21 protein-coding genes are annotated in these 23,432 nt (G+C 72.4%); 12 read left to right on the top strand and 9 right to left on the bottom strand.

What is annotated here, in order from left to right; all coding sequences use genetic code 11:
• Positions 1-34 precede the first annotated feature (34 nt).
• From AC3IPY_RS18420 to AC3IPY_RS18405, 4 genes are all read left to right on the top strand, one after another.
• Complete coding sequence (locus AC3IPY_RS18420; protein ID WP_489185729.1) at positions 35-883, top strand: ABC transporter permease; 849 nt, start codon at positions 35-37, stop codon at positions 881-883.
• Positions 884-1,010: 127 nt separating this feature from the next.
• On the top strand, positions 1,011-2,162 hold the full coding sequence (locus tag AC3IPY_RS18415) for an ABC transporter substrate-binding protein (RefSeq protein WP_489185728.1): 1,152 nt from the start codon (positions 1,011-1,013) through the stop codon (positions 2,160-2,162).
• Positions 2,163-2,259: 97 nt separating this feature from the next.
• Complete coding sequence (locus tag AC3IPY_RS18410; RefSeq protein WP_489185727.1) at positions 2,260-3,582, top strand: aspartate aminotransferase family protein; 1,323 nt, start codon at positions 2,260-2,262, stop codon at positions 3,580-3,582.
• A 39-nt stretch (positions 3,583-3,621) separates the two neighbouring features.
• Positions 3,622-5,121 carry a CoA-acylating methylmalonate-semialdehyde dehydrogenase gene (locus AC3IPY_RS18405; protein WP_489185726.1) on the top strand — a complete coding sequence of 500 codons (1,500 nt, stop codon included), beginning with the start codon at positions 3,622-3,624 and terminating at the stop codon, positions 5,119-5,121.
• Between the two features lie 145 nt (positions 5,122-5,266).
• Here the strand turns inward: AC3IPY_RS18405 and AC3IPY_RS18400 are convergent, their stop codons facing one another.
• The 3 genes from AC3IPY_RS18400 to AC3IPY_RS18390 are packed head-to-tail and all read right to left on the bottom strand — an operon-like array spanning position 5,267 to position 7,803.
• The gene (locus AC3IPY_RS18400) at positions 5,267-6,040 is read right to left on the bottom strand and encodes an enoyl-CoA hydratase/isomerase family protein (RefSeq protein ID WP_489185725.1); all 774 of its coding nucleotides are present in this window, start codon (positions 6,038-6,040) and stop codon (positions 5,267-5,269) included.
• Between the two features lie 28 nt (positions 6,041-6,068).
• Positions 6,069-6,818 (bottom strand): hypothetical protein, encoded by a 750-nt coding sequence (locus AC3IPY_RS18395; RefSeq protein WP_489185724.1) that lies wholly within the window; start codon positions 6,816-6,818, stop codon positions 6,069-6,071.
• A gap of 40 nt (positions 6,819-6,858) precedes the next feature.
• The gene (locus tag AC3IPY_RS18390) at positions 6,859-7,803 is read right to left on the bottom strand and encodes a LysR family transcriptional regulator (RefSeq protein ID WP_489185723.1); all 945 of its coding nucleotides are present in this window, start codon (positions 7,801-7,803) and stop codon (positions 6,859-6,861) included.
• 394 nt (positions 7,804-8,197) lie between these two features.
• Here AC3IPY_RS18390 and AC3IPY_RS18385 point away from each other — a divergent pair, with 394 nt between their 5' ends.
• The 7 genes from AC3IPY_RS18385 to AC3IPY_RS18355 all read left to right on the top strand — a co-directional run bounded on the left by AC3IPY_RS18385 (position 8,198) and on the right by AC3IPY_RS18355 (position 16,069).
• Complete coding sequence (locus AC3IPY_RS18385; RefSeq protein WP_489185722.1) at positions 8,198-9,595, top strand: threonine/serine exporter family protein; 1,398 nt, start codon at positions 8,198-8,200, stop codon at positions 9,593-9,595.
• Between the two features lie 46 nt (positions 9,596-9,641).
• Positions 9,642-10,211: an orotate phosphoribosyltransferase gene (gene pyrE / locus AC3IPY_RS18380; RefSeq protein ID WP_489185721.1), complete on the top strand. Its 570-nt coding sequence runs from the start codon at positions 9,642-9,644 to the stop codon at positions 10,209-10,211.
• Positions 10,211-13,408 carry a hypothetical protein gene (locus AC3IPY_RS18375; RefSeq protein WP_489185720.1) on the top strand — a complete coding sequence of 1,066 codons (3,198 nt, stop codon included), beginning with the start codon at positions 10,211-10,213 and terminating at the stop codon, positions 13,406-13,408. The genes pyrE and AC3IPY_RS18375 overlap by 1 nt, the downstream gene beginning before the upstream one ends.
• Before the next feature lie 94 nt (positions 13,409-13,502).
• Complete coding sequence (locus AC3IPY_RS18370) at positions 13,503-14,435, top strand: nucleoside hydrolase (protein WP_489185719.1); 933 nt, start codon at positions 13,503-13,505, stop codon at positions 14,433-14,435.
• 36 nt (positions 14,436-14,471) lie between these two features.
• Positions 14,472-15,134 carry an SRPBCC family protein gene (locus AC3IPY_RS18365; RefSeq protein ID WP_489185718.1) on the top strand — a complete coding sequence of 221 codons (663 nt, stop codon included), beginning with the start codon at positions 14,472-14,474 and terminating at the stop codon, positions 15,132-15,134.
• Entirely contained in the window at positions 15,131-15,799 is a 669-nt protein-coding gene (locus tag AC3IPY_RS18360; RefSeq protein WP_489185717.1) for a DUF4166 domain-containing protein, read from the top strand. Before AC3IPY_RS18365 ends, AC3IPY_RS18360 begins: the two co-directional genes overlap by 4 nt.
• Before the next feature lie 90 nt (positions 15,800-15,889).
• On the top strand, positions 15,890-16,069 hold the full coding sequence (locus tag AC3IPY_RS18355) for a hypothetical protein (RefSeq protein WP_489185716.1): 180 nt from the start codon (positions 15,890-15,892) through the stop codon (positions 16,067-16,069).
• Positions 16,070-16,193: 124 nt separating this feature from the next.
• Here the strand turns inward: AC3IPY_RS18355 and pdxR are convergent, their stop codons facing one another.
• The gene (gene pdxR, locus AC3IPY_RS18350) at positions 16,194-17,657 is read right to left on the bottom strand and encodes a MocR-like pyridoxine biosynthesis transcription factor PdxR (RefSeq protein ID WP_489185715.1); all 1,464 of its coding nucleotides are present in this window, start codon (positions 17,655-17,657) and stop codon (positions 16,194-16,196) included.
• A gap of 131 nt (positions 17,658-17,788) precedes the next feature.
• Between pdxR and AC3IPY_RS18345 the strand changes: the two genes are divergently transcribed.
• Entirely contained in the window at positions 17,789-18,799 is a 1,011-nt protein-coding gene (locus AC3IPY_RS18345) for an aldo/keto reductase (protein ID WP_489185714.1), read from the top strand.
• A gap of 4 nt (positions 18,800-18,803) precedes the next feature.
• On the opposite strand, the gene AC3IPY_RS18340 is transcribed toward AC3IPY_RS18345, so the two are convergent.
• From AC3IPY_RS18340 to AC3IPY_RS18320, 5 genes are all read right to left on the bottom strand, one after another.
• The gene (locus tag AC3IPY_RS18340) at positions 18,804-19,601 is read right to left on the bottom strand and encodes an HAD-IIA family hydrolase (RefSeq protein ID WP_489185713.1); all 798 of its coding nucleotides are present in this window, start codon (positions 19,599-19,601) and stop codon (positions 18,804-18,806) included.
• Positions 19,602-19,730: 129 nt separating this feature from the next.
• The gene (locus AC3IPY_RS18335) at positions 19,731-20,063 is read right to left on the bottom strand and encodes a UBP-type zinc finger domain-containing protein (RefSeq protein WP_489185712.1); all 333 of its coding nucleotides are present in this window, start codon (positions 20,061-20,063) and stop codon (positions 19,731-19,733) included.
• Entirely contained in the window at positions 20,060-21,682 is a 1,623-nt protein-coding gene (locus AC3IPY_RS18330) for an FAD-dependent oxidoreductase (RefSeq protein WP_489185711.1), read from the bottom strand. The genes AC3IPY_RS18335 and AC3IPY_RS18330 overlap by 4 nt, the downstream gene beginning before the upstream one ends.
• 73 nt (positions 21,683-21,755) lie before the next feature.
• Positions 21,756-22,457 carry a metal-dependent transcriptional regulator gene (locus AC3IPY_RS18325; protein ID WP_489185710.1) on the bottom strand — a complete coding sequence of 234 codons (702 nt, stop codon included), beginning with the start codon at positions 22,455-22,457 and terminating at the stop codon, positions 21,756-21,758.
• A 47-nt stretch (positions 22,458-22,504) separates the two neighbouring features.
• Entirely contained in the window at positions 22,505-23,404 is a 900-nt protein-coding gene (locus AC3IPY_RS18320; RefSeq protein ID WP_489185709.1) for an alpha/beta hydrolase fold domain-containing protein, read from the bottom strand.
• Positions 23,405-23,432 lie beyond the last annotated feature (28 nt).

Genomic DNA, 23,432 nt, shown 5'->3' with positions numbered 1-23,432 from the left:
CGCGAACGGAAACACCGAACGCCGAGGGGGCACGATGACCGCGACCGTGCCGACCAGCGCCGTGAGGACCGGCCGCCCCGGAGGCGCCCGTCGCCCGCCGCGCATGGGCCCGCGCACCGAGGCGACGCTGCGCATCGTCGCCCCGATCTCCGTGGGCGTCATCGTGCTCGGTGCCTGGCAGTTCCTCGTCAGCGTCGTCGGCGTCTCCGACTACCTGCTGCCGAGCCCCGCCTCGATCGCCGAGGAGTTCGTCGCCTCGTGGAACTCGATCGTGTCGGCGACGCTCATCACCGGCACGAACGCGCTCATCGGCCTGATCGCCGGCTCGCTGCTCGGCATCGCGCTCGCCGCGCTCGCCGCGAGGTGGAAGCCCGTCGACCGCATGAGCGCCCCGGTCGTCGCGTCGCTCGCGGTCGTGCCGATCGTCGCCCTCGCGCCCGTGCTGAACTCGATGTTCGGCGCCGACAGCCAGTTCGGACGCCAGGCGATCGCGGCCCTCGCCTCGTTCGTGCCGGTCTTCGTGAACACGCTGCGGGGGTTCCGGCAGACCACGCCCGTGCACCGCGAGCTCATGCGGGCGTACGCGGCGACGCCCGCACAGGTGCTGCGCACGCTCACGCTGCCGACGGCTCGCCCGTTCATCCTCACGGGCATCCGCATCGCCTCCTCGCTCGCGGTCATCTCCGCCCTCGTCGCCGAGTACTTCGGCGGTCCGCGCGGCGGCCTCGGCGGGCTCATCTCGACGTCGGCCGCGTCGAGCGCCTACGCGCGCGCATGGGCCTACGTCGTGGCATCCATCGCCCTCGGCCTGCTCTTCTACCTCGTGACGCTCGGCCTCGAACGGCTCGTGCTCCGTCGCGCCAACCCCGGGGGGTCGCGATGATGCGCCCGGCCCGAACGCACGTCCCACCCGAATGGGCGATCCCTCACCGCACCACCAGCACCGCATCGAAGCACCACCAGCACCAGCACCCTGAACCAGCACCGCACCAGCACACGAAGGGACTGACATGAAGCACAGCACACGCCGCGGAATCGCGGCCGGAGCGTTCGCCGTCACGGCCGCGCTCCTCCTCGCCGCCTGCTCGTCCGGAGACGCGGACGGAGGCGGAGGCGACGGCGACGACGGCGCCCTCACCCCGGTGAAGCTCCAGCTCCAGTGGCTCCCGCAGGGCCAGTTCGCGGGGTACTTCGCCGCCGCCGACCAGGGCTTCTTCGAGGACGAGGGCCTCGACGTCGAGATCATCCCGTCTGGCGGCGACATCGTTCCCCAAGACGCGCTCGCCAACGGCGACGTCGACTACGCGATCGCGTGGGTGCCCAAGGTGCTCGGCTCGATCGAGCAGGGCGCCAACCTCACCGACATCGCGCAGATCTTCCAGCGCTCGGGCACCCTGCAGGTGTCGTGGGCCGATTCGGGCATCGACTCGGTCTCCGACTTCGAGGGCAAGAAGATCGGTTCGTGGGGCTTCGGCAACGAGTGGGAGATCTTCGCGGCCATGGCCGCCGAGGGCCTCGACGCGTCGACCGTGCAGATCATCACGCAGGACTTCAACATGAACGCGTTCCTGCAGGGCGACATCGACGCGGCGCAGGCGATGACCTACAACGAGTACGCGCAGCTGCTCGAGACGGTGAACCCCGACACGGGCGAGCAGTACACGGAGGACGACTTCAACGTCATCAGCTACGAGGACACCGAGGGCGCCATGCTCCAGGACGCCATCTGGGCCGACACCGAGCGCCTCGACAGCGACACCGAGTACCAGGAGACGACGGTCAAGTTCCTCAAGGCCGTCATCAGGGGCTGGGTGTTCGCCGCCCAGAACCCGCAGGACGCGGCCGACATCACGATCGCGGCCGGCTCCGGCTGGGGCCCGAGCCACGAGCTCTGGATGGTCAACGAGACGAACAAGCTCATCTGGCCGTCCGGTGAGGGCATCGGCATCATCGACGAGGCCGCGTGGGACAAGACGGTCGCCGGGGCGCTCGCCGCGGTGAACGAGACCGGCGCGCACCTCATCACCGAGGAGCCGCCGGCCACCGCCTGGTCGAACGAGTACATCCAGAAGGCGCTCGACGAGCTCGACGGTGAGGACCTCGACCTCACCGGGGCGAACTGGTCGCCCATCGACGTCACCCTCGAAGAGGGCGGCAACTAGCAGAGCGGATGCCGCGCCGCCGGCCGAGCACGTCGGCGACGCGGCATCCGACCCACGGGGTCGCCTCGACCCACGCACATCGAAAGGCAGCGAAGCCATGAACGACTCCCTCGCCGGAGACCTCGACCGCATCGCGCGCGACCTCGACCGCGAGCACGTGTTCCACTCCTGGTCGGCGCAGGCGCAGTCTCCCCAGCTCGTCATCGCGAGCGGTCGCGGATGCCGCGTCTGGGACCACTCCGGGCGCGAGTACCTCGACTTCTCGAGTCAGCTCGTGAACGTCAACATCGGGCACCAGCATCCGGTCGTCGTCGAGGCGATCCGCGAGCAGGCCGAGCTGCTCACCACCATCGCGCCGTCGACGGTGAACTTCGCGCGCGGCCAGGCGGCCAAGCGCGTCGTCGATCGTGCGCCCGACGGGTTCCGCAAGGTGTTCTTCACGAACGGCGGCGCCGACGCGAACGAGAACGCGATCCGCATGGCGCGCCTGCACACGGGCCGCGACAAGATCCTCTCGACGTACCGGTCGTACCACGGCAACACGGGTGCCGCGATCGTCTCGACGGGCGACTGGCGCCGCATACCGAACGAGTTCGCACGCGGGCACGTGCACTTCTTCGGGCCCTACCTCTACCGCTCCGAGTTCTGGGCGACGACGCCCGAGCAGGAGTCCGAGCGCGCCCTGCACCACCTGCGGCGCGTCATCGAGGCCGAGGGCCCCGCATCGATCGCGGCCGTGCTGCTCGAGTCGATCCCGGGCACGGCCGGCATCATGCTCCCGCCGCCCGGATACCTCGCCGGCGTGCGCGAGCTCTGCGACCGGCACGGCGTCCTGCTCATCCTCGACGAGGTGATGTGCGGGTTCGGGCGCAGCGGCCGCTGGTTCGCGTTCGACGGCTACGACGTGCGGCCCGACCTCATCACCTTCGCCAAGGGCGTGAACTCCGGGTACGTGCCGGCGGGCGGCGTCATCATCTCGGACGAGATCGCGGCGACGTTCGACGAACGGGTCTTCCCGGGCGGACTGACCTATTCGGGGCATCCGCTCGCGATGGCCTCGATCGTGGCGACCCTCGACACGATGGCGTCCGAGGGCATCGTCGACAACGCCAGGGCCATCGGCGAGACCGAGATCGGGCCCGCGCTCGCCGAACTGGCCGAGAAGCACGCGGTCATCGGCGAGGTGCGCGGCGAGGGCGTGTTCTGGGCCATGGAGCTCGTCGCCGACCGCGAGACGCGCGAGCCGTTGCCCGCGGCCGAGATGGGCCGCCTGAAGGGCGCCATGGTCGAGCGCGGGCTGCTGCCGTTCGTGCAGGACAACCGCATCCACGTGGTGCCGCCGTGCGTGGTCACCGCCGAGGAGGTCGCCGAGGCGGTCGCGATCTACGACGACGTCCTCTCGACGGCGCCGGTCGAGTAGCGAAGCGCATCGAGACCCAGAGGAACAGGAGCAACGAAGATGACCACCACCACCACGATCGAGCACTGGATCGACGGGGCATCCGCCTCTGGCGCATCGGAGCGCACCGGGCCGGTCTACAACCCCGCACTCGGCGTCGAGCAGAAGCGCGTGCGGCTCGCGTCGACCGATGACGTGGATGTCGCGGTGCAGGCCGCCGCGCGGGCGTTCCCCGGCTGGCGCGACACGTCGATCGCGAAGCGCCAGCAGGTCATGTTCTCGTTCCGCGAGCTGCTCAACGCGCGCTCGGGCGACCTCGCGGCGATCCTCACGAGCGAGCACGGCAAGGTCACCTCAGATGCCGCGGGCGAGATCGCGCGCGGGCTCGAGGTCGTCGAGCTCGCCTGCGCGATGCCCGGCTACACGAAGGGTGAGTACTCCGAGAACGTCTCGACGGGCGTCGACGTGTACTCGCTGAAGCAGCCCGTCGGCGTCGTGGGCATCATCAGCCCGTTCAACTTCCCGGCGATGGTGCCCCTGTGGTTCTTCCCGCTCGCGATCGCGGCGGGCAACACGGTCGTGCTGAAGCCCTCCGAGAAGGATCCGTCCGCCGCCGTGTGGATGGCCGAGCTCATGAAGGAGGCCGGCCTGCCCGACGGCGTGCTGAACGTGGTGCACGGCGACAAGGAGGCGGTCGACGCCCTGCTGCAGCATCCGGTCGTGCGCTCGATCTCGTTCGTGGGGTCCACCCCGATCGCGAAGGTCATCTACGAGACGGCCTCGGCGAACGGCAAGCGCGTGCAGGCGCTCGGGGGCGCGAAGAACCACATGCTCGTGCTGCCGGACGCCGATCTCGACCTCGCGGCCGACGCCGCCGTCAACGCGGGCTTCGGCTCGGCGGGCGAGCGCTGCATGGCCGTCTCGGTCGTGCTGGCCGTCGATGCGGTCGCCGACGAGCTGGTCGCCAAGGTGAGCGAGCGGATGTCGCGGCTCACCACCGGCGACGGCACACGCGGATGCGACATGGGACCGCTCATCACGCGCGAGCACCGCGACAAGGTCGCCGGATACCTCGATGTCGCGGTCGACGACGGGGCGACGCTCGTCGTCGACGGCCGTGACCCCGAGGTCGACGGCGCCGCCGACGGCTTCTGGCTCGGTCCGACCCTCATCGACCGCGTGCCGACCTCGTCGGTCGTCTACCGCGACGAGATCTTCGGCCCGGTGCTCTCGATCGTGCGCGTCGAGGGGTACGAGCAGGGCCTCGAGATCATCAACGGATCGCCCTACGGCAACGGCACCGCGATCTTCACGAACGACGGCGGGGCCGCGCGGCGGTTCCAGCGCGAGGTGACGGTCGGCATGATCGGCATCAACGTGCCCATTCCGGTGCCGGTCGCCTACCACTCGTTCGGCGGATGGAAGGACTCGCTCTTCGGCGACGCCAAGGCCTACGGCCCGAAGGGGTTCGACTTCTTCCTGCAGGAGAAGGCGGTCACCTCGCGCTGGCTCGACCCGAGCCACGGCGGCTTGAACCTCGGGTTCCCGCAGCACGAGTAGCCGATTCGGCATGACGAAGCGACTCAGCGCGACGGGACGACTCGGCGCGGGGGACGATTCGTGCTGCAGGAGAAGAACCCCCTCCCCGCAGTGGTGAGGGATGGCGCCGGCGCTCCTGTACGCGGCGAGCCGACCTGGGTGATGCTCAGCGGCGGGCGAACGCGGCGACGCGCGCGGATGCCTCCGGGGTGTCGAACGCGGCGCCGATCGTGCGCGCCTCGTCGTCGAGCGCGGCCTGGAAGTCGCGAGTGAGCCCCGAGCGCACGAGGCGCTTGGCCTGCCCATAGGCGGCGGATGCCCCGGACAGCCAGGTCTCGGCGATCGCGCGGGCGCGCGCCGCGACCTCGTCGGCGGGCACGACCTCGGTCACGAGGCCCCATTCGAGGGCCTCGGCAGCCGTCAGCGTGCGGGAGGTGAGCGTGAGCTCGAGGGCTCGCCGCGTGCCGACGGCCTCGGGCAGGAGCGTGCTGACGCCGCAGTCGGGCGTGAGCCCGATATCGGCGTAGCGGCTGGCGAACGTCGCCCGGTCGGAGGCCACGATGAGGTCGGCCACGAGCATGAAGCCGAGGCCTCCGCCGGCGACCGGGCCGCGCACGGCCGCGACGATCGGCTTGGCGCTCTCGCGCAGGATGCGGTGCCCCTCGTGGATCGTGTCGGCGAGTTCGGTGACGACCTGACCCGCGGAGGTGCCGTCGCCGCCGAGCTCGGACATGGCGCGCACGTCGCCGCCGGCGCAGAACGCCCGGCCGTTCGCGTCGAAGAGCACGGCGCGCACGTCGTCGCGCTCGGCGATCTCCGCGGCGTGGCGGCGCCAGAGCGCGATCGCGTCGGGGCCGACGGCGTTGAGTCGCTCGGGGCGGTTCAGGGTGAGGCGCGCGAGTCCGTCGTGCACGCTGAGGAGGATGGCGTCGTCGCTCATGGTTGGCGAGTCTAGTCCGGGCTCGCGATCACCCGCCGAGGTTCGCCGTGGGTGCCGTGAACTCCATGACGGCGCCGTCCCGACTGACGAGCTGGACGCCCAGCGTGATGGGTTGTCCGTCTTCAATGGTCGCCGGCTTCACATCGACGCGGGTGACGGTGATGACCGCGTCGTCGTCGATGCCGGTGGCCTCGATGACCGGTTCGTCGCCGAGGTCCAGTTCGTCGATCGGATCGCCGACGGCGACACCCGACGCGGTCTCCACGCGGATGGGCCCCACGTTCGCGCCGGCCGCCGTCACGATGAAGTCGGCGGTGGCGGTCGCCTCGTCTCCGGGACCGGCATAGTCGACGAGTCGGATCGCGGACCATGCGTAGGTGGTCGGCGCGTCCGTGCCGTCTCCCTGAGGGGCGTCGATCATGGGCTCGCCGAGACGCTCGCTCAGTGCGGCCACCACGTCGCTGCTCGGCCCGTAATAGTCGAAGCGCTCGACGTCGCGCCCGGACCCGCCGATGATCGAGATGGCGTCGGAGGCGATCACGATCCGCGCCTCGGAACCGGCTGCCGCCGACTCGGCCTCGGGGCTCGGGCGGCCCGATGCAGCGCTCGAGTCCGGTCCGACCGTGCAACCGCTGAGTGCGAGCGCGAGGGTTGTGACGACGGCAGCACGAATGACGTGCGAGATGGCGGGCATGCCGACGACGCTATCGATTCGGGGCCGACGGCGATTCAGGGCTCCTGCGTACGCAGGGCTACGGATCGAGCGGTTCGCAGGCACGGTTCGTCGGGCCGGCGACTCCGACGCGACGCGCGGCAGGCTACCGGTCGTCGGCGCCCACGCCGCGCGACGGGTGCCCGTGCGCCTGCTCGAGACGCGACGCCCTCGCGACCAGGACGTCGAGCACGGTGCGCACGGCCAGGCGTTCGGCGACGTCGGGCCGCACGAGGGCGACGATCTGGCGTGCGGCGGTCACGCCGCGGATGGGCTTCAGGACGACGTCGGCCGGGACCGTGCCCGAGGTGTACCGCGGCACGAACGCGACGCCCTGGCCCGCGGCGATGAAGGCCTCGATGATGCGCATGTCGCTGAATCGCTGGGTGACGTTCACGCGCTTGCCGCCCTGCTGCTCGATCACGTGCAGGATGCGCTCGAACGGGAAGCCCGGCGGGACGCCGAGCCAGGTCTCGTCGACGAGGTCGGTGCTCGTCACGCTCGACCGCCCGGCGAGCCGGTGGCCGACCGGCACGCCAACGTCGAGCGGCTCGGTGAGCAGCGGGACCACGGAGAGGCCGCGCCCGCCCCAGGGCAGTACGCCGGGCATGGTGTGCGCGAGCACGATGTCGTACTCGGAGGTGAGGTCGGCGAATCCGGCGAGCTCGGGGTCGAGGTCGGTGCACTGCACGACGAGCCCGGCGACCTGCGAGAGGTCGGCGAGCACGCCGGGCAGCAGCGTCGCGCCGACGGTCGGGAAGGTGACGAGGCTGACCTCGCCGCTCGGATGGTTGCGGAACTCGTCCCACAGGGCGTTCGCGCGCTCGAGGGCGATCGCGACCTCGGTCGCGCTGCGGGCGAGGGCGTGCCCGGCGCTGGTGAGCACGAGCCCGCGACCGCTGCGTTCGGTCAGCGGCATGCCGGCCTCGCGCTCGAGCACCTTCAGCTGCTGCGAGACGGCCGACGGCGTGCGCCCGGTCGCCTCGGCGACGGCGGTGACGCTGCCGCGTTCGGAGAGCTCCCTGAGCAGATCGAGACGGTTCACATCCATGAAGCCAGACTACATATTCGATGTAGTTCTGTGAGCTTGTGCTGAATTGTTTCGAGGAGGATCATTGGGGTATCGAAGGCATGCAATGGCGCATCATCCGATCGGTCCACGCCACATCTTTCGTAAGGAGCCACCATGGCCACGCTCATCTTCGTCGCTGCAGCATCCGTCGCCGGCATCGTCGGCACCATCGTCCTCGCGTCCCGCGACGGCTACCGCCGCCAGCCGCAGCAGAGCTTCGCGCGCACCTTCTAGTCGCGCGAATCGTCCGGCGACGCCGGGCCTCAGGGCCGCCCGTGGAGAGGGACACTCCGTCGGGCGGCCCTTCATCGTTCCCGGCTCCCGTTACTGTTGGCTCGATGCCGAGCCGCACGGGGGAACGGATGGTGCTCTGATGGCGACCAGCACGAGCACCGCCGCCGATCGCGACGTCCTGCGCCGCTTCCTCCTCGGCCTCGCCGAGGGCATGAACGCCGCCGCCGAGTCGGTCGACCGCATCGGCGACACGATGCACACCGTCTCCAGGGCGTACGGCCGCGAGGACACCGACATCGTCGTGCTGCCGACCGTCATCCTGATCGAGACGGGCGATGCCGAGCAGGGCCGCGTGGCCATCCGCTCCGCCGTCAACACGTCGTTCCGCTTCGACCAGATCGCCGCCCTCTACCGGCTCATCGAGGAGGCGAAGCGCGGAAGCATCGACCCGCTCGACGGCATCGCACGGCTCAACGAGATCGGCGCGATGCAGCAGCGGTACTCGTGGGTGGTACGGGTGTTCGGGCATGCGGTGCTCACGACCGGCCTCGCGCTGCTCCTCGCCCCGACCTGGCAGGGCGCGCTGGTCGCGTTCGGGCTCGGCGCGCTCATCGGCCTGCTGAAGCTCGTGCGCTCGCCGACGCTGCAACTCGTCTTCCCGGTCTTCGCCGCCTTCGTGTGCGCCTGCGCGGTCTTCCTGCTCGCGCCGCACATCGAGATCGGCGACCCGATCCGCCTGCTCATCGCACCGCTGGCGACCTTCCTGCCAGGTGGCGCGCTGACCACCGCGACGGTCGAGCTCGCGGCCGGCCAGATGGTCTCGGGCGCCTCGCGTCTCGTCTTCGGCCTCGTGCAGCTCGCCCTCCTCTCGTTCGGCATCCTGGCGGCCGGCACGGTCGTCGGCGTCGACGATTCGAGCTACGTGCCGCTCGAGGCATCCGCACCCATGCCGTGGTGGGTGTCCCTCCTCGGCGTCCTGCTCTTCGCGGTCGGCAACTACCTGCACTTCTCGGCGCCGCCGTCGACCTTCGGGTGGGTGCTGCTCGCACTGCTGGTCGCATACACGGGGCAGACGGTCGGCGCGGTGCTGCTCAGCCAGACGGTGAGCGGATTCGTCGGCGCCCTCGCGATGACCCCGGTCGTGCTGTGGATCGCCACACTGCGCAGTGGAGCGCCCTCGCAGCTCACGTTCCTCCCGGCCTTCTGGCTGCTCGTGCCCGGTGCCGCGGGGCTCGTCGGGCTCACCGAGGCGGTCGGAACGAGTGCCGGCATCGAGAACTTCGCGTCGGCACTCACCTCCGTCATGTCGATCGCCCTCGGCGTGCTCATCGGCACCGCGCTCTACCGTGTCGTGCACCACGGCGCCGAGGAGATCGCGCAGTTCCACATCGACGTGCCCGCCGCACTCGCCGAGGAGGAACGGCCGCCGTTCTGGGCGCGGATCCTGCCCGGAACGCCCCGATCGTTCTGGGGCGGACGAAAGGCCGAGAAGCGAGCGGATGCCGCGGCGAGCACCTCCTCGAAGGGCGTCGTCTGAGAATCCGCACCTTCCTCCCAGCCGTGCTCGTCGTAGAGTGTTCGCTGTGACGCTCCCAGACCCCCACAGCGCAGACGTCCGTCAGCAGCTCATCGACTTCATCTCGGCCGATGCGGTGTTCCACGGCGACTTCACGCTCACCAGCGGCAAGAAGGCCACCTACTACGTCGACCTCCGCAAGGTGAGCCTCGACCACCGAGTCGCGCCGCTCATCGGCCAGGTCATGCTCGACCTCATCGCCGGCGTGCCCGACATCTCCGCCGTCGGCGGAATGACGATGGGCGCCGACCCCATCGCCTCGGCGATCCTGCACCAGGGCGTCGCGCGCGGTCTCGCCTACGACGCGTTCGTCGTGCGCAAGGAGCCGAAGGACCACGGCCGAGGCAAGCAGGTCGAGGGCCCCGACCTCGCCGGCAAGCGCGTCATCGTGCTCGAGGACACCTCGACCACCGGCGGCTCGCCGCTGAAGGCGATCGAGGCGCTCCGCAAGGTCGGCGCAGAGGTCGTCGCCGTCGCCGTCGTCGTCGACCGCGCGACGGGTGCCCGAGAGGTCATCGAGGCCGCAGGTGTCGACTACCTCGCGGCGATCGACCTGGACGACCTGGGTCTGGCCTGATGACGGCGGATCGACTGGGCGGCAACGACGCCGATTGGCTGCTGGCGCAGCTCGCCGCTGGGGGTTCCCCCGCGCCGACGCCGCCCCTGCAGCAGACCCAGCCGACTCCGCCCGCCCAGCCCTCGTACGCGAATCCTCCGGCCGCTCCGTCCGCCGCGGCCGCGCCGCCGCCGGCTCAGGGTCGCCGTGCCGCCCGCAGCGAGGAATCGCTCGACTGGTTCTCGCTCGCCGAGACGCCCGCGCGAGAAGACACCGCGACTCGCGCCCTTCCCGTCGTCGACGCGGCGCCGCCCCAGCCCACTGCCCCGGTTGCTCCCGCTGCGGCGCAGGCAGCGCCGCCCGCCCAGTCCCCGATGTCCGCACCGGGCTCGCCCTCGCCCTGGGGCCCGCCGCAGACCCACGTCATGCCGGTCGCGCCGCCGGCGCAGGCCCTTCCCGTGACGCCGGCCGCTCCTGCCGCCCCGCCCGCGCCCGCGCCCCCGCAGCCGTGGGCGTCGGCGCAGACGCAGGCCATCCCGGTCGTGCCCCCCGCGGCGCCGTACTCGGCGCCCGCCTCGTCGCACTCCCCGCTGACGGTCGAACCGCCCGTGGGCCGGCCGGCGGGCGGCCACGTCCCGGCCGGTCAGTTCCCGACCGCAGGCGCCGGTGCCGCACAGCCGCTGGCCGGTCAGGCTGCTCCCACGATTCCCGGCCCGGCGACGCCGACCGGTCCGTTCGCCCTGACGTGGGGTGAGACCCCGTCGGCTGCAGCGGCGCCGAGTTCCGAAGACGCGCTCCGCGAGGCGTTCCGTCGGTTGTCCCAGCCCGATGTCGCGCCCGTGCACCCGCCGCAGGCCGCGCCGGCTCCACAGGCGCAGGCCGCGCCGCTGCCGCAGGTGCAGCCTGCGCCGATCCCGCCCGCCGTCGACGACGTGGACCCGTTCGGCGGCTTCGTGGCGCCGCCCGTCGCCCGGAGTTCCTTCACCCCGGTGGCACCGAACCTCGCGACTCAGGCCCCGACCAGCGACTTCGGCGCCGACCTCTGGTCGGCGCTCCAGGAGCCCGACCCCGTGCCGGCGCCCGAGCTCACACGTCGGGAGCGCAAGGCGCTCGAACAGCAGGCCGCGCTCGCCGACGTCGACCCGGCGCCCGCCGCAGCGCCCGCGCCGTCGACGCACTCCGCGCCGCCGTTGCCGGCGCCGTGGCCGTCGGTGCCCGGCGCCGACGCCGCACCCGCGGTTCCCGAAGCCGTATCCGCGCCGACCTGGGCACCGGCGGCGCCCGCCGCGACGGCCGCGCCCGCCGCCGTCGACGCCGCACCGGCCGCGCCCGCCCCTCGCAGCACGTTCCCGGCGTTCGCCGCGGCGCCCGCACCGCAGGCACCCGTCGACCAGCGGGTCGAGCCGGTCGACGACCTGCTCGCGGCGCTCGGCGGCAGTCGCGCGCCCGAGGCCCCGGTCCAGGCTCCGCACCCGCGCGCAGAGGCGCAGCCGGAATCCAGCCCGTTCGGGCGTCCGTACGACGAGCCGGCTCCCCAGACGAGTCGTTTCGCCTCCTTCGCCGCCGGTACGGTCGGCGGGCAGGCGATCGCTCCGGCGGCGTCCGCATCGGCAGCGAGTGCGCCGGCACAGGGCTTCGTGCCGACTCCCGCAGTCGCCCCGTCGCCCGCGCCCGCACCGTCGTTCACTCCGGCGCCGTCGCGCGACGACGTCGACGGCCTCGCCGACCTCGGCCTCTCGTTCGACGACCCCGACGCAGACACCGAGACCGAGGTCGTGCCGCAGTACGTGCAGGCCGCTCGTGCCTGGTCGGCCGTTCCCGTCGACCCGTCAGAGACGAGCGTCGTCGCTGAAGAGGGCGAGGAGCCCGTCTTCGACTGGGGCATCACGCCCGACCCCTTGGCCGAAGATCCTCGCGCCGATGCGCCGGCGGGTTCGGTGCTCAGCATGCTCGCCGCCTCGGCGGCTGCCGGCACCGCCGCAGCAGGCACGGCGGCGAGCCCGTTCGCGTCCACCGGCGCGGCCGCTCCCGCAGGCGTCGCCCCGATCGACGAGCTCGACCCGTTCGCCGCGTTCGAGGGCGAAGAGCCCTCCACGCAGACCCAGCTCCTGCACACCGCGCCGCTCCCGATCGGTGCCGACGACGACGATCCGTTCGCCCGCGACTCGTTCGACGCCGATCCGTTCGAGGCCGAGTCGTTCCACGAGGAGCCGGCGCCCACGCGTCAGTTCGCCCAGCCCGCCACCGAGCGCATTCCGTATGCCGCCGACGCGTGGGCCGCGGCCGGCTCGGCGAACGGGCCCGAGCACGATGATCCGTTCGCCTCGCTCTTCGAGCCGACCGGGCCGGTGGCCGTCGCCCCCGTGGGCGGGGTCGCCGCGTTCGCCATGGCCGGTTCCACCGCCGGTGCGGCCGGGGCGGCCGGTGCCGGATACGCGTCGTCCGGGCCGTTCGCCGCGGCCGGCGGCTACGGCAGCGGCACGGCGTTCAGTGCGGCATCCGGAACCTCGACGCCCTCCGCAGGCGGCGGACGACCGGCGGGTGCCGGCCGTTCGGGCGGCTCGGGCGGCTACGGAGGCGGTGGCAACGGAGGTGGCAACGGCGGCGGCTCGGGCGGCTCGGGCAAGGGCGGTTCCGGCCCCGAACGCCGTACCGTGAAGACGCTCGTCTGGGTGGCCGGCGGCCTCGTCGCCGTGCTCGTCCTCGTCGGCCTGTTCTTCTTCGGCTCCAAGCTCGCGGGCGGCGGCTCGGCCGACGCCGGGGCGAGCCAGTCGTCGAGCGCGAGCGCCTCCGACGAGTCGACGCCCGCGGTCGAGCCGACGGCACCGCAACCCATGGGCGTGCACGCGTGGAACACGCTCTACGGCGGCGAGTGCCTCGACCCCTTCGCCTCGGCGTGGGAAGAGGAGTACACCGTCGTCGACTGCGGCGTCGCGCACGCGGCGCAGCTCGTCTACCGCGGCGAGCTCCCCGGCGACGAGGCGGCGCCGTTCCCCGGCGAAGCCGAGCTCGGCGCGCAGATGAACGGCCTGTGCACGGCCGCGGGCATCGTCGACGTCGCGGCGGCGGCCGGCATCCCCGACCTGCAGGTGCAGGGCAGCTACCCCGTCACCGAAGACCAGTGGGCCGAGGGCGAGCGCACGTACTACTGCTTCGTCAACCGGTCGGGCGGCGAAGCGCTGACCGGTTCGCTCGCGGGCCCCGGGCCCGCGGCGTGAGTCGTCTCGCACGAGGCATCCGCTCGTCTGCAAGGGCTGCGGATGCCACGTGCGCGACCGAGCCCGCCGTGGTCGACCTCGAGGCGGCGCCGGCGTGAGCACCCCGGTCATCGTCGACTGCGATCCGGGGCACGACGACGCGCTGGCCCTGTGGCTCGCAGCGGGGCATCCGTCGCTCGACCTGCTGGCCGTGACCACCGTCGGCGGCAACGTGCCGCTCGAGCACACGAGCCGCAACGCGCGCGTCGTGCTCACGGTCGCCGGCATCGACGACGTGCCGGTCGCGGCGGGCGCCGCCGGACCGCTCGCGCGCGAGCTCGTCACGGCGGAGTGGATCCACGGCGAGAACGGCCTCGGCGGCCCCGCCCTGCCCGAGCCGACGGTGCCGCTCGACCCGCGCTCCGCGAGCGAGCTCATGGCCGACACGCTCGAGGCCGCGGCCGAGCCGGTCGCGATCATCGCCACCGGTCCGATCACGAACGTCGCCGTGCTGCTGCGCGACCGCCCCGACCTCGCGCCGCGCATCCGCGAGATCGTGTGGATGGGCGGCTCCACCGAGCGCGGCAACGCGACGCCCTACGCCGAGTTCAACGCCCTCGTCGACCCCGAGGCGCTCGCGCTCGTGCTCGGCAGCGGCATCCGGTTCACCATGGTCGGCCTGAACGTGACGCATCGTGCGCTCGTCACGCCGTCGGTGCGCGCGGTCCTCGTCGCCGCCGGAACCCGCACGGCCGCGTTCGGCGACGAGCTGCTCGAGTTCTTCTGCCGCACGAACGACGAGGTCTTCGGCATGCCCGACGGCCCGTTGCACGACCCGGTCGCCGTGGCCGTGCTCGCCGACCCCGGCTGCGTGGAGCTGCGACACACGCGCCTCGATATCGAGCTCACGGGCACCGAGACGCTCGGTGCCACGAGCGTGGACTTCGACGGCATGCTCGGCCGCGAGCCCAACGCCTGGGTGGCCGTCGACCTCGACGTCGAGCGGTTCTGGGCCGGCGTCGTCGACGCGATCGCGCGCCTGGCCTGATCGGGGCGCCTGGACCGGCCCGCTAGCCTCGAACGCGTGGCACGTTCGGGCATCTACGTCGAGACGGCGGTCGCCGCCGACCTCGAACGCGTCTGGGAGCTGAGTCAAGACCCCGCGCAGCACGTCAGGTGGGACATCCGCTTCTCCCGCATCACGCCCGAACCGGCTGCGGATGCCGCGCCGCAACGGTTCACGTACACGCGCCGGGTGCCGTTCCACACGGTGCACGGCGTCGGCGTCAGTCTCGGCGAGACCGCGCGCCTCGACGGGTCGCGCACGTCGGCGCTGCGGTTCTCGACCGAAGACCGGGTCTCGCCGATCCGGGCCGGGCGCGGCTACTGGCGATACACCGCCTCTGCTGCCGGCACGCGCTTCATCACGGGCTACGACTACGACCCGGGCTGGGGCCTGCTCGACGTGCTCGTGCGGCCGATGCTCGGATGGGCGACGGCATGGAGCTTCGATCGCCTGCGCATCTGGATCGAGCGAGGCGAGGAGCCCGAGCGCTGGCCGCTGCACAGCGTGCTCTGGTTCTGGCGCGCCGAACGCCCGAGAGCTGCGCGTTGCCGTCGCGCACCCGAGGGCGGCAGGCGCCGGGCCGACCACCTCGCCGGGGCACCGGCCACGCTCGCGACGCTGCCCGAGCCGGCCGGCACGACCGAATCCGTCGATGCCGCGACATCCGGAGCCGCCGGATGACCTCGATCTTCGCCCGGGCGCTCGGCGACGACTTCTCGCGACTGCACCCGATGATGCAGCGCCGATTCGGCGTCGGCCTCGATTCCGGTGAGGCGTGCATCGGCCGGGGCGTCATGACCGAGGTGCGGCGCGGGCCGTGGTGGACCGTGCCGTTCCTGCAGGTCGGGCGCCTGCGCAACATCCTCGTGCCCGACGTCGGCACCCAGGTGCCGTTCCGCATCGAGAACCATCCGTACCTCGACCCGTTCGGTCGTGAGACGGTCACGTTCGTGCGCGAGTACGACATCAGGGGTCGTCGGCGGCGCTTCGACGCGACGATGATCCTCGCCGGCGACCGCATCGTCGACTACCTCGGCACGCACCAGCACCTGGCCGTCGATCTCGACCTCGCCGTCGACGATGCTGGCGGGCTCGTGCTGCGCTCCGAGGCGCAACGGTTCTACGAGGGGCCGATCGCCTTCCGCTTCCCGATGCTGTTCAGCGGCCGCGCGCGGCTGCACGAGCGTTTCGACGAGCGACTCGGCGCATTCCGCGTGGAACTCGAGGTGCACAACGACCGGTTCGGGTTCCTGTTCGGCTACCGGGGCACGTTCGAGTGCGAATGGAAGCCGGCGGCCGGCGCGCCTGCGAGGGTGAAGCCCGTGCGGCACGAGGCGCGCACCTGAGGGGTCGCCGGGAGTCGCCGCTGCAGGTGCCGGGTCGAGTCGCGGCATCCGAAACGGGCGGCTAGCGTGGAGGGAACGGAGGTGGCGGACATGGACTGGACGTTCTGGGTGGGCGGCGCGGTCATCCTCGCGCTCTGGGTCGGCACGCAGTGGGCGTTCTCCCCGCGGCGGCACTCCGAGAAGACACGGCTCCGTGACGCCGATCGGGCCGACGCGATGATCGACGTCGACCGCGGCACGGCGCAGGCCGACGTCTGGCGCAAGCACTAGCGCTTCTGCCCCGGCCGCGTGGATTCTTCACTTTTCAGGAAGGGTGTGGGCAGCGCGGCCGAAGAGACGCAGTCCTGCGTGCGGATGCCCCGCCGTGGCCGCACCCCTTCCTGAAAGGCGATCGTCAACGAGCGACGCGGCTCGCGCCCCGGGTCGCCGCCGCGAGGCGGGCCACGGCCTCGTCGACGAGCGTGTCGTCGAGATTGCCGTACCCGACGACGAGCGCCTCGGGGGCGCCCGGCGCAGCGGTCGCCCGGTAGCGGTTCAGGTCCGAGACGGCCACTTCGAGGGCGGATGCCGCGTCGCGGACCTCGCGGGCCGTGACACCGGTCGGCAGCTCGAGCATCGCGTGCATGCCCGCGGCGATGCCCGTCACCGCGAGGTCGGGCAGCTCGCGGGCGAACGCGTCGAGCAAGGTCGCTCGGCGTCGCCGGAAGCGCCCGCGCGCCGCCCGCAGATGGCGCTCGAGGTCGCCCGAGGCGATGAACTGCGCGAGGGCGACCTGCTCGAGCGTCGACGGCCGTGGCCGGTCGTGGGCGAGTCGGATGCGCCGGCGCAGCTCGGCCGGGATCACCGCCCAGCCGAGGCCGAACGCCTGCGCCATCGACTTCGAGAGCGATCCGACGAGCACCACGTGCTCGGGCGCGAGGCCCTGCAGTGCGGCGATCGGGCGACGATCGTAGCGGAACTCGGCGTCGTAATCGTCCTCGATGAGCACCCCGTCGACCTCGCGCGCCCAGCGCACGATCGCCTCACGGCGACCGGCCGAGAGCGCCGCCCCGAGCGGGAACTGGTGGGCGGGGGTGATGAGCGCGGCCCGTGCGCCCGTGCGCCCGGCGGCCTCCAGCAACCGATCGACGTCGATGCCCGAGGCATCCACGGGAACGGGCACCGGCGTCAGACCGGCGGATGCCGCGACCTCGCGCAGGCGGCCCCAGCTCGGGTCCTCGACGATGATGCTGCGATGCCCGGCCGCGCGGAGCCCGGCGACGACCCCCGCCATGCCGTCGGTCGCGCCGTGCGTGATCACGACGTCGTCGGGGGCGACGACGGCCCGGCGCGAGCGGGCGAGGTACTCGGCGACGGCGATGCGGGCGCGGGGATGGCCCAGGGGATCGACGACCATGAGCTCCCCGCCCGGCAGCGTGTCGAGCGCACGCCGCACCGCCGCGGCCCAGCGGGCGCGCGGCACGTGCCGCAGGTCGGGGATTCCGGGTCCGAGGTCGAATCTCGGGCGTCGGTACTCGCCGCGGGGCTCGGGCGCCGGCGGGCGCGTCGTCGCCGCGGCATCCGACGCTCGTGCCGTGGGCAGCGGCACCCGGGTGCCCGACCCGACGACGGCCTCGAGGAAGCCCTCGGCGACGAGCTGCCCGTACGTCTCGGTCACGACCCAGCGCGAGACGCCGAGCGTCTCGGCGAGCAGGCGGCTCGGCGGCAGCGCGGACCCCGGCGGCACCAGGCCGGCGTGCACGGCGTCGCGGATGCTGCGCTCGAGGCGATCCCGCAGCGGGGCCGGTCCGTCGCCGAGCGGCAGCAGCGTCTCCCACGCGAGCGCGGGCGCGGTTCGGGGTGCGTCGTTCCGAGGCATCCGCTCGCCTTCGCTCGATTCGTGGAATTGGTCTGGCGGAATGGCCGCTGATTGGAGTGTATGCCCGAACCGATCTGCTCGTACCGTCGGAGATGTCACCACGGACACCAGATCTCCACGGAGGAACCACCATGCGATACCGCACCGTCGGCAACGGCCGCACCAGCTTCGACGTCTCCACGATCTGCCTCGGCACGATGCAGATGGGCACGAAGATCGACGAGGCGACCTCGTTCGCGATCCTCGACCGCTTCGTCGAGGCGGGCGGCACGTTCATCGACACCGCCAACAACTACAGCTTCTGGGACAACGGGTACGGTCGCGACAGCGAGGACGTCATCGGCCGCTGGCTGAAGAGCCGCGGGCGCCCCCAAGGGCTTCGCATCGCGACGAAGGTCGGCGCCGCCAAGGCCGACCCCGCGCTGCCGCTGTCGAACACGCCGCCCACGAACTTCCAGGGCCTCGGCGCTGCGATCGTCGACCGGGAGGTGCGCGAGAGCGCCCGCCACCTCGGCGTCGAGCAGATCGACGTCGTCTACGGCCATGTCGACGACCTCGAGACGCCGCTCGCCGAGACCGTCGGGGTCTTCGGCGCGCTGCAGGACGAGGGCAGCATCGGCGTCAGCGGCATCTCGAACGTCGCGCTCTGGCGCATCGTCGAAGCCCGTGAAGAGGCACTGCGGCAGGGCGTCGCGCCCTACGGGTTCGTGCAGCAGCAGTACAGCTACATCTATCCTGCGCCGAAGCTCGGCCGGCAGAACTTCGTCACGCCCGAGCTGCTCTCGTACGCGGCGTCCACCGGGGTCGACGGGCGGCCGCCGCTCGCCGTGACCGCGTACTCGCCCCTGCACCAGGGGGCACTCACCCGCTCCGACAAGACGCTCTGGGGCGGCGCCGACCACCCCACGTCGCATGCGCGGGTGCGGCTGCTGCGCGAGGTGGCCCGCGAGGCCGGCGCGACGCCGAACCAGGTCGCCCTCGCGTGGATGCTCGGGCGAGAGGTTCCGGCGATCCCCGTGACTGGGCCGTCGAGCGTCGCGCAGCTCGAGGAGGTGCTCGGCGCGGCCGACCTCGACCTCGATCCCGAGCTGCGCGAGCGGCTCGACGCCGAGCCCGAGGAGCCCGTGGCCGCCGCGGCCTGAGCGCCTACAGCTCGGTCTCGACGGGGTCCTTGCGCAGCAGTTCGTGCACGCCGTCGAGGATCTCGTCGGGCCGGAACGGGTACTTCTGGATCTCGGCCTGGTCGCTGATGCCCGTGAGCACGAGGATCGTGTGCAGGCCGGCCTCGATGCCCGCGACGATGTCGGTGTCCATGCGGTCGCCGATCATCGCCGTGTTCTCGGAGTGCGCGCCGATCTTGTTCAGCGCCGAGCGGAACATCATCGGGTTCGGCTTGCCCACGACGTAGGGCTCCATGCCGGTGGCCTTCGTGATGAGGGCGGCGATCGCCCCGGTCGCCGGCATGGGTCCGTCGGCCGACGGCCCCGTGGCATCCGGATTGGTCACGATGAACCTGGCGCCGTTGCCGATGAGGCGGATCGCCTTCGTGATCGCGTCGAACGAGTAGTTGCGGGTCTCGCCGACGACGACGTAGTCGGGGTTCGTCTCGGTCATGATGAACCCGGCCTCGTGCAGGGCGGTCGTGATGCCGGCCTCGCCGATGACGAAGGCGGTGCCGCCGGGCAGCTGCGACTTCAGGAAGTCGGCCGTCGCGAGCGCCGACGTCCAGATGCGCTCCTCAGGCACGTTGAGACCGCTCGAGCGGAGCCTCGCCGACAGGTCGCGCGCGGTGAAGATCGAGTTGTTCGTGAGCACGAGGTAGGGCGTGCCCGAGTCCTCCCACTGCTGCAGCAGGTCGGCGGCACCCGGTAGCGCATGGTTCTCGTGCACGAGCACGCCGTCCATGTCGGTCAGCCAGCACTCGACCTCTTCACGTCGTCCCATGTGCTCCACACTATGCGGCGCAGGTCACGGACTGGTGACGTTCACGAGGCCGGCGGATGCCGCGGGCCGGCGTTCTCAGGTCGGGCGGGCGGATGCCGCGGGGCGGCGTTGCCCGTCGCGCGAGCGGGTTCAGTGCAGGAGCGCACGCCAGTCGGCGGGCACCCGGCCTTCGGGGCCGGGCGCCGGCTGGTCGTCGGGGCGGGCGAAGGGCGGGCTGAGGGGAGTCTTCTCGGCGGGGGCCTCGGTCGCGTAGTCCCAGAACCAGTGCTCGCCGGGCTCGAACGAGGTCGCGATGCGGTGCCCGGACTGCTCGGCATGACGGCGGGCGTGCTGGGCGGGCGACGAGTCGCAGCATCCGATGTGGCCGCAGTCGACGCAGCGGCGCAGGTGGAACCACCAGCCGCCGCCCGCGTCGCAGTCGCCGCAACCGGTGCCGGTGGGCGGAGGTGCGAGCTCGCTCATGCGAACACCTCCGCCGCCGCGAGCGCCCGGTGCACCGAGGCGACCGCGCTCGATCCCTCGCCGACCGCGGCGGCGACGCGCTTCATCGAGCCGCGTCGCACGTCGCCCGCGGCGAACACCCGCGGCACCGACGTCTCGAACGGCAGCGGCATGCGGGCGAGGTCGCGCCAGGCGTCGCCGAGGCCGACGACGTCGGCGCCGGTGTGCAGGTAGCCGTCTTCGTCGCGCTCGAAGGCGCCGAGCCAGTCGGTGGCGGGCTCCGCTCCGATGAAGCAGAACAGGCCGCGGCACTCGACCGTCTGCTCGACGCCGCCGGCGAGCGTGACCCGCTCGAGGGCGTCGCCGCCGTCGAGGCCGGCCACGCGCGTGCCCGTGTGCACGTCGATGCGCACGTCGTCGGTGATGCGGTCGACGAGGTAGCTCGACATCTGGCGGCCGAGGTCGTCGGCCCGCACGACGAGTCGCACGCGGCATCCGCTCGCTGCGAGGGCGAGCGCGGCCTGACCCGCGGAGTTCGCCCCGCCGACCACCACGACCTCGCCCCCCGCGACCTGGCGCAGCTCGAGCGTGGAGGCCGCGTAGTGGATGCCGGCACCCTCGAACTCCTTCCATCGGTCGAGGTCGAGCGAGCGGTAGGCGACGCCCGTCGTGACGACGACGGCACGGGCACGCACGACCGCGCCGTCACCCAGCGTGAGCGCGAGCGCGTCGGGGTCGGCCTCGAGCCGCACCGCCTCGCAGGGCGCGATGACGTGCACGCCGAACTTGATCGCCTGCAGCGAGGCCTGGGCGGTGAGGTCGTCGCCGCTCACGCCGAACGGGAAGCCCAGGTAGTTCTCGATGCGGGAGGTCGCCGACGACTGCCCGCCCGGGGCGACGGCGTCGAGCAGCACGGTCTGCAGTCCCTCGGAGGCGCCGTAGATCGCGGCGGCGAGCCCGGCCGGGCCTGCGCCGACCACCGCGAGGTCGACGGTCGCGTCGTCTTCGGCCGCATAGGCCAGGCCGAGCAGCTCGGCGAGCTGCCCCGGGGTCGCGTTCGGCACGTTCTCGCCCTGCACGACCGCGACGGGCAGGTCGTCGGTCGAGAACCCGTGGTGCCTGAAGGCCGCCACCGTCTCGGGGTCGTCGATGTCGGCCCAGGTGTGCACGAGGTCGAGCCGCTCGGCGTACCGCCGCAGCGCCACGGCCTCTCGCGAGCGTCCGGAGCCGATGATCTTGAGCGTCCACGCCGCAGGGCCGCGGCGAAGCTCTTCGCGCCGGGCCCAGAGCGTGCGCAGCATGAGGTCGCAGAGCTCGTCGTCTTCGGCCATGAGGCGCTGCAGCGACTCGTGGTCGATGCGGTGCACGCGCCCGGGCTCGGCGACGCGGGCCGTGAGGAACGCGCGCTGCCCGTTGAGCAGCCCGAGCTCGCCCGCGAACGAGCGCGGGCCGAGCGTGGCGATGCGCGTCTCCTCGATCCACTTGAGCGGCTCGCGCACGATGTCGACGGTGCCCGACTCGACGAGCACCAGGTCGTACCAGCGGTCGCCCGCGGCGAAGAGCACGTCGCCGGCGCGCGTCTGCGTCGGTATGCCGTAGCGCAGCATCCGCTGCCATTGCGCGTCGGTCGGTTCGGGCACGGTTCGGGTTCCTGAGGCTCCCATTCCTCAATGGTGCACGACGAACGCGATTCCCGGGAGGGCGGGTTTCAGGTCAGGCGCTGATCCAGATCGCCTGGGCGACCTCGGCGGGGAGGTCGGCCTCGGTCTCGGCGCCCGCGTCGGTCGCGCTGCCCGGGTCGGCGTCGGCCGCGACGAGCACGTGCAGACGCACCCGGTCGGCCGAGACATCCGCGACCCTGATCCCGACACCGGGGCGGATGCCTCGGCGCTCGAGTTCGCGCAGCACCTCGGGGTCGCGGTCGCTGATGCGGATGACCCGCCCGGCGTGACCGGCCGTCGCCTCGGAGAGCTGCACGAACGGCTCGCTCGCGACCTCTCCGGATGCCGAGGGGATCGCGTCGCCGTGCGGGTCGCGCGCCGGCCGCTCGAGCCGTTCGTCGATGGCCTCGAGCAGCCGGTCGCTGAGGGCGTGCTCGAGGATCTCGGCCTCGTCGTGCACCTCGTCCCAGCCGTAGCCCATCTCGCGCACGAGCCAGGTCTCGATGAGCCGGTGGCGTCGCACGACCGCGAGCGCGCGTTCGCGCCCGGCCTCCGTGAGCCTCAGCGGCCCGTAGGGCACATGCGAGATGAGGCCCTGCGCGGCCATCTTCTTGACCATCTCGGTGACCGACGACGGCGCGATGCCGAGCTTGTCGGCGAGGGCCTTGGGCGTGATCGGGTCGGGCTGCCACTCGGTGTGGGCGTACACCGTCTTGAGGTAGTCCTCGATGGCTGGGCTGCTGGTGGCTGGCATCGGCCTCAGGATACCGGGCGGCTCGAGGCCCGGCGGCGAGCGCCGGCTCAGGCGTCGTCGTGCGGCGGCCCGGCGGCGAGGCGCTCGGCGAAGTACGCGGCGGTCGCGGCGACGACCGGTGCCGGATCTGCGCCGACGAAGACATGACCGGCGCCGGACACGGTCGAGACGGATGCTTCCGCTCCGGCCGCGACGAGCGCCTCGGCGAGGTCCTGAGACTGCACGCCGGGCACTTCGCTGTCGGCATCGCCGTGGAAGAAGCGCATCGGCGCGGCATCCGCGGTGACATGCGCGAACGGCGACGCCCACGAGGCGACGGCCGGGTCGGGGTGCTCCTCGAGCAGCGAGCCGGTGTACGAGTACCAGCCCACGACGGCGTCGACACGGGGTTCGACGCCCACGACGCCGACCCGGCCGACGAGACCGGGGTCGCGCAGGCGCATGCCCGCGAACACGGCGAGGCTGCCGCCGGCCGACTCGCCCATGACGCCGATGCGGTCGGGGTCGAGACCGAGCTCGGGCCCGACGACCCCGAGCCATCGGAGTGCCGCGTGCACGTCGTGCAGGGCGGCGGGGAACGGCGCCTCGCCGCTGAGCCGGTACTGCGCGGTCGCCGTGGCGATGCCGGCCTCGGCGAGGGCCTCGGCGATGCCGAACAGCGGATCGTGGTGGCTGCCCCAGAGGAATGCGCCGCCGTGCAGGTACAGCACGACCGGCACCGGCCCGTCGGCGGGAGGCACGCGCAGGTCGAGCACGAGCGGGCGGAATCCGCCGAGCCTGGCGTACGCGACGTCGGTGAAGAGGCGGTCGCCGCGCTCGTCGACGACCGGCTTCAGGCCGGATGCCGCGTCGGGCTCCTGCTGGGTGGCGAGTTCGCGCGGCAGGTCGTCGCCGGTCGCGAGCCTGCCGATGAGGTCGGCGGCGGTCAGCGGGGTCGCATCGGTCACCCGATCACCGTAGCGCCGGGCACCGACA

This window comes from Agromyces sp. GL_144, from assembly GCF_057834305.1.
This window is presented reverse-complemented; position numbering and strand designations above follow the sequence as displayed.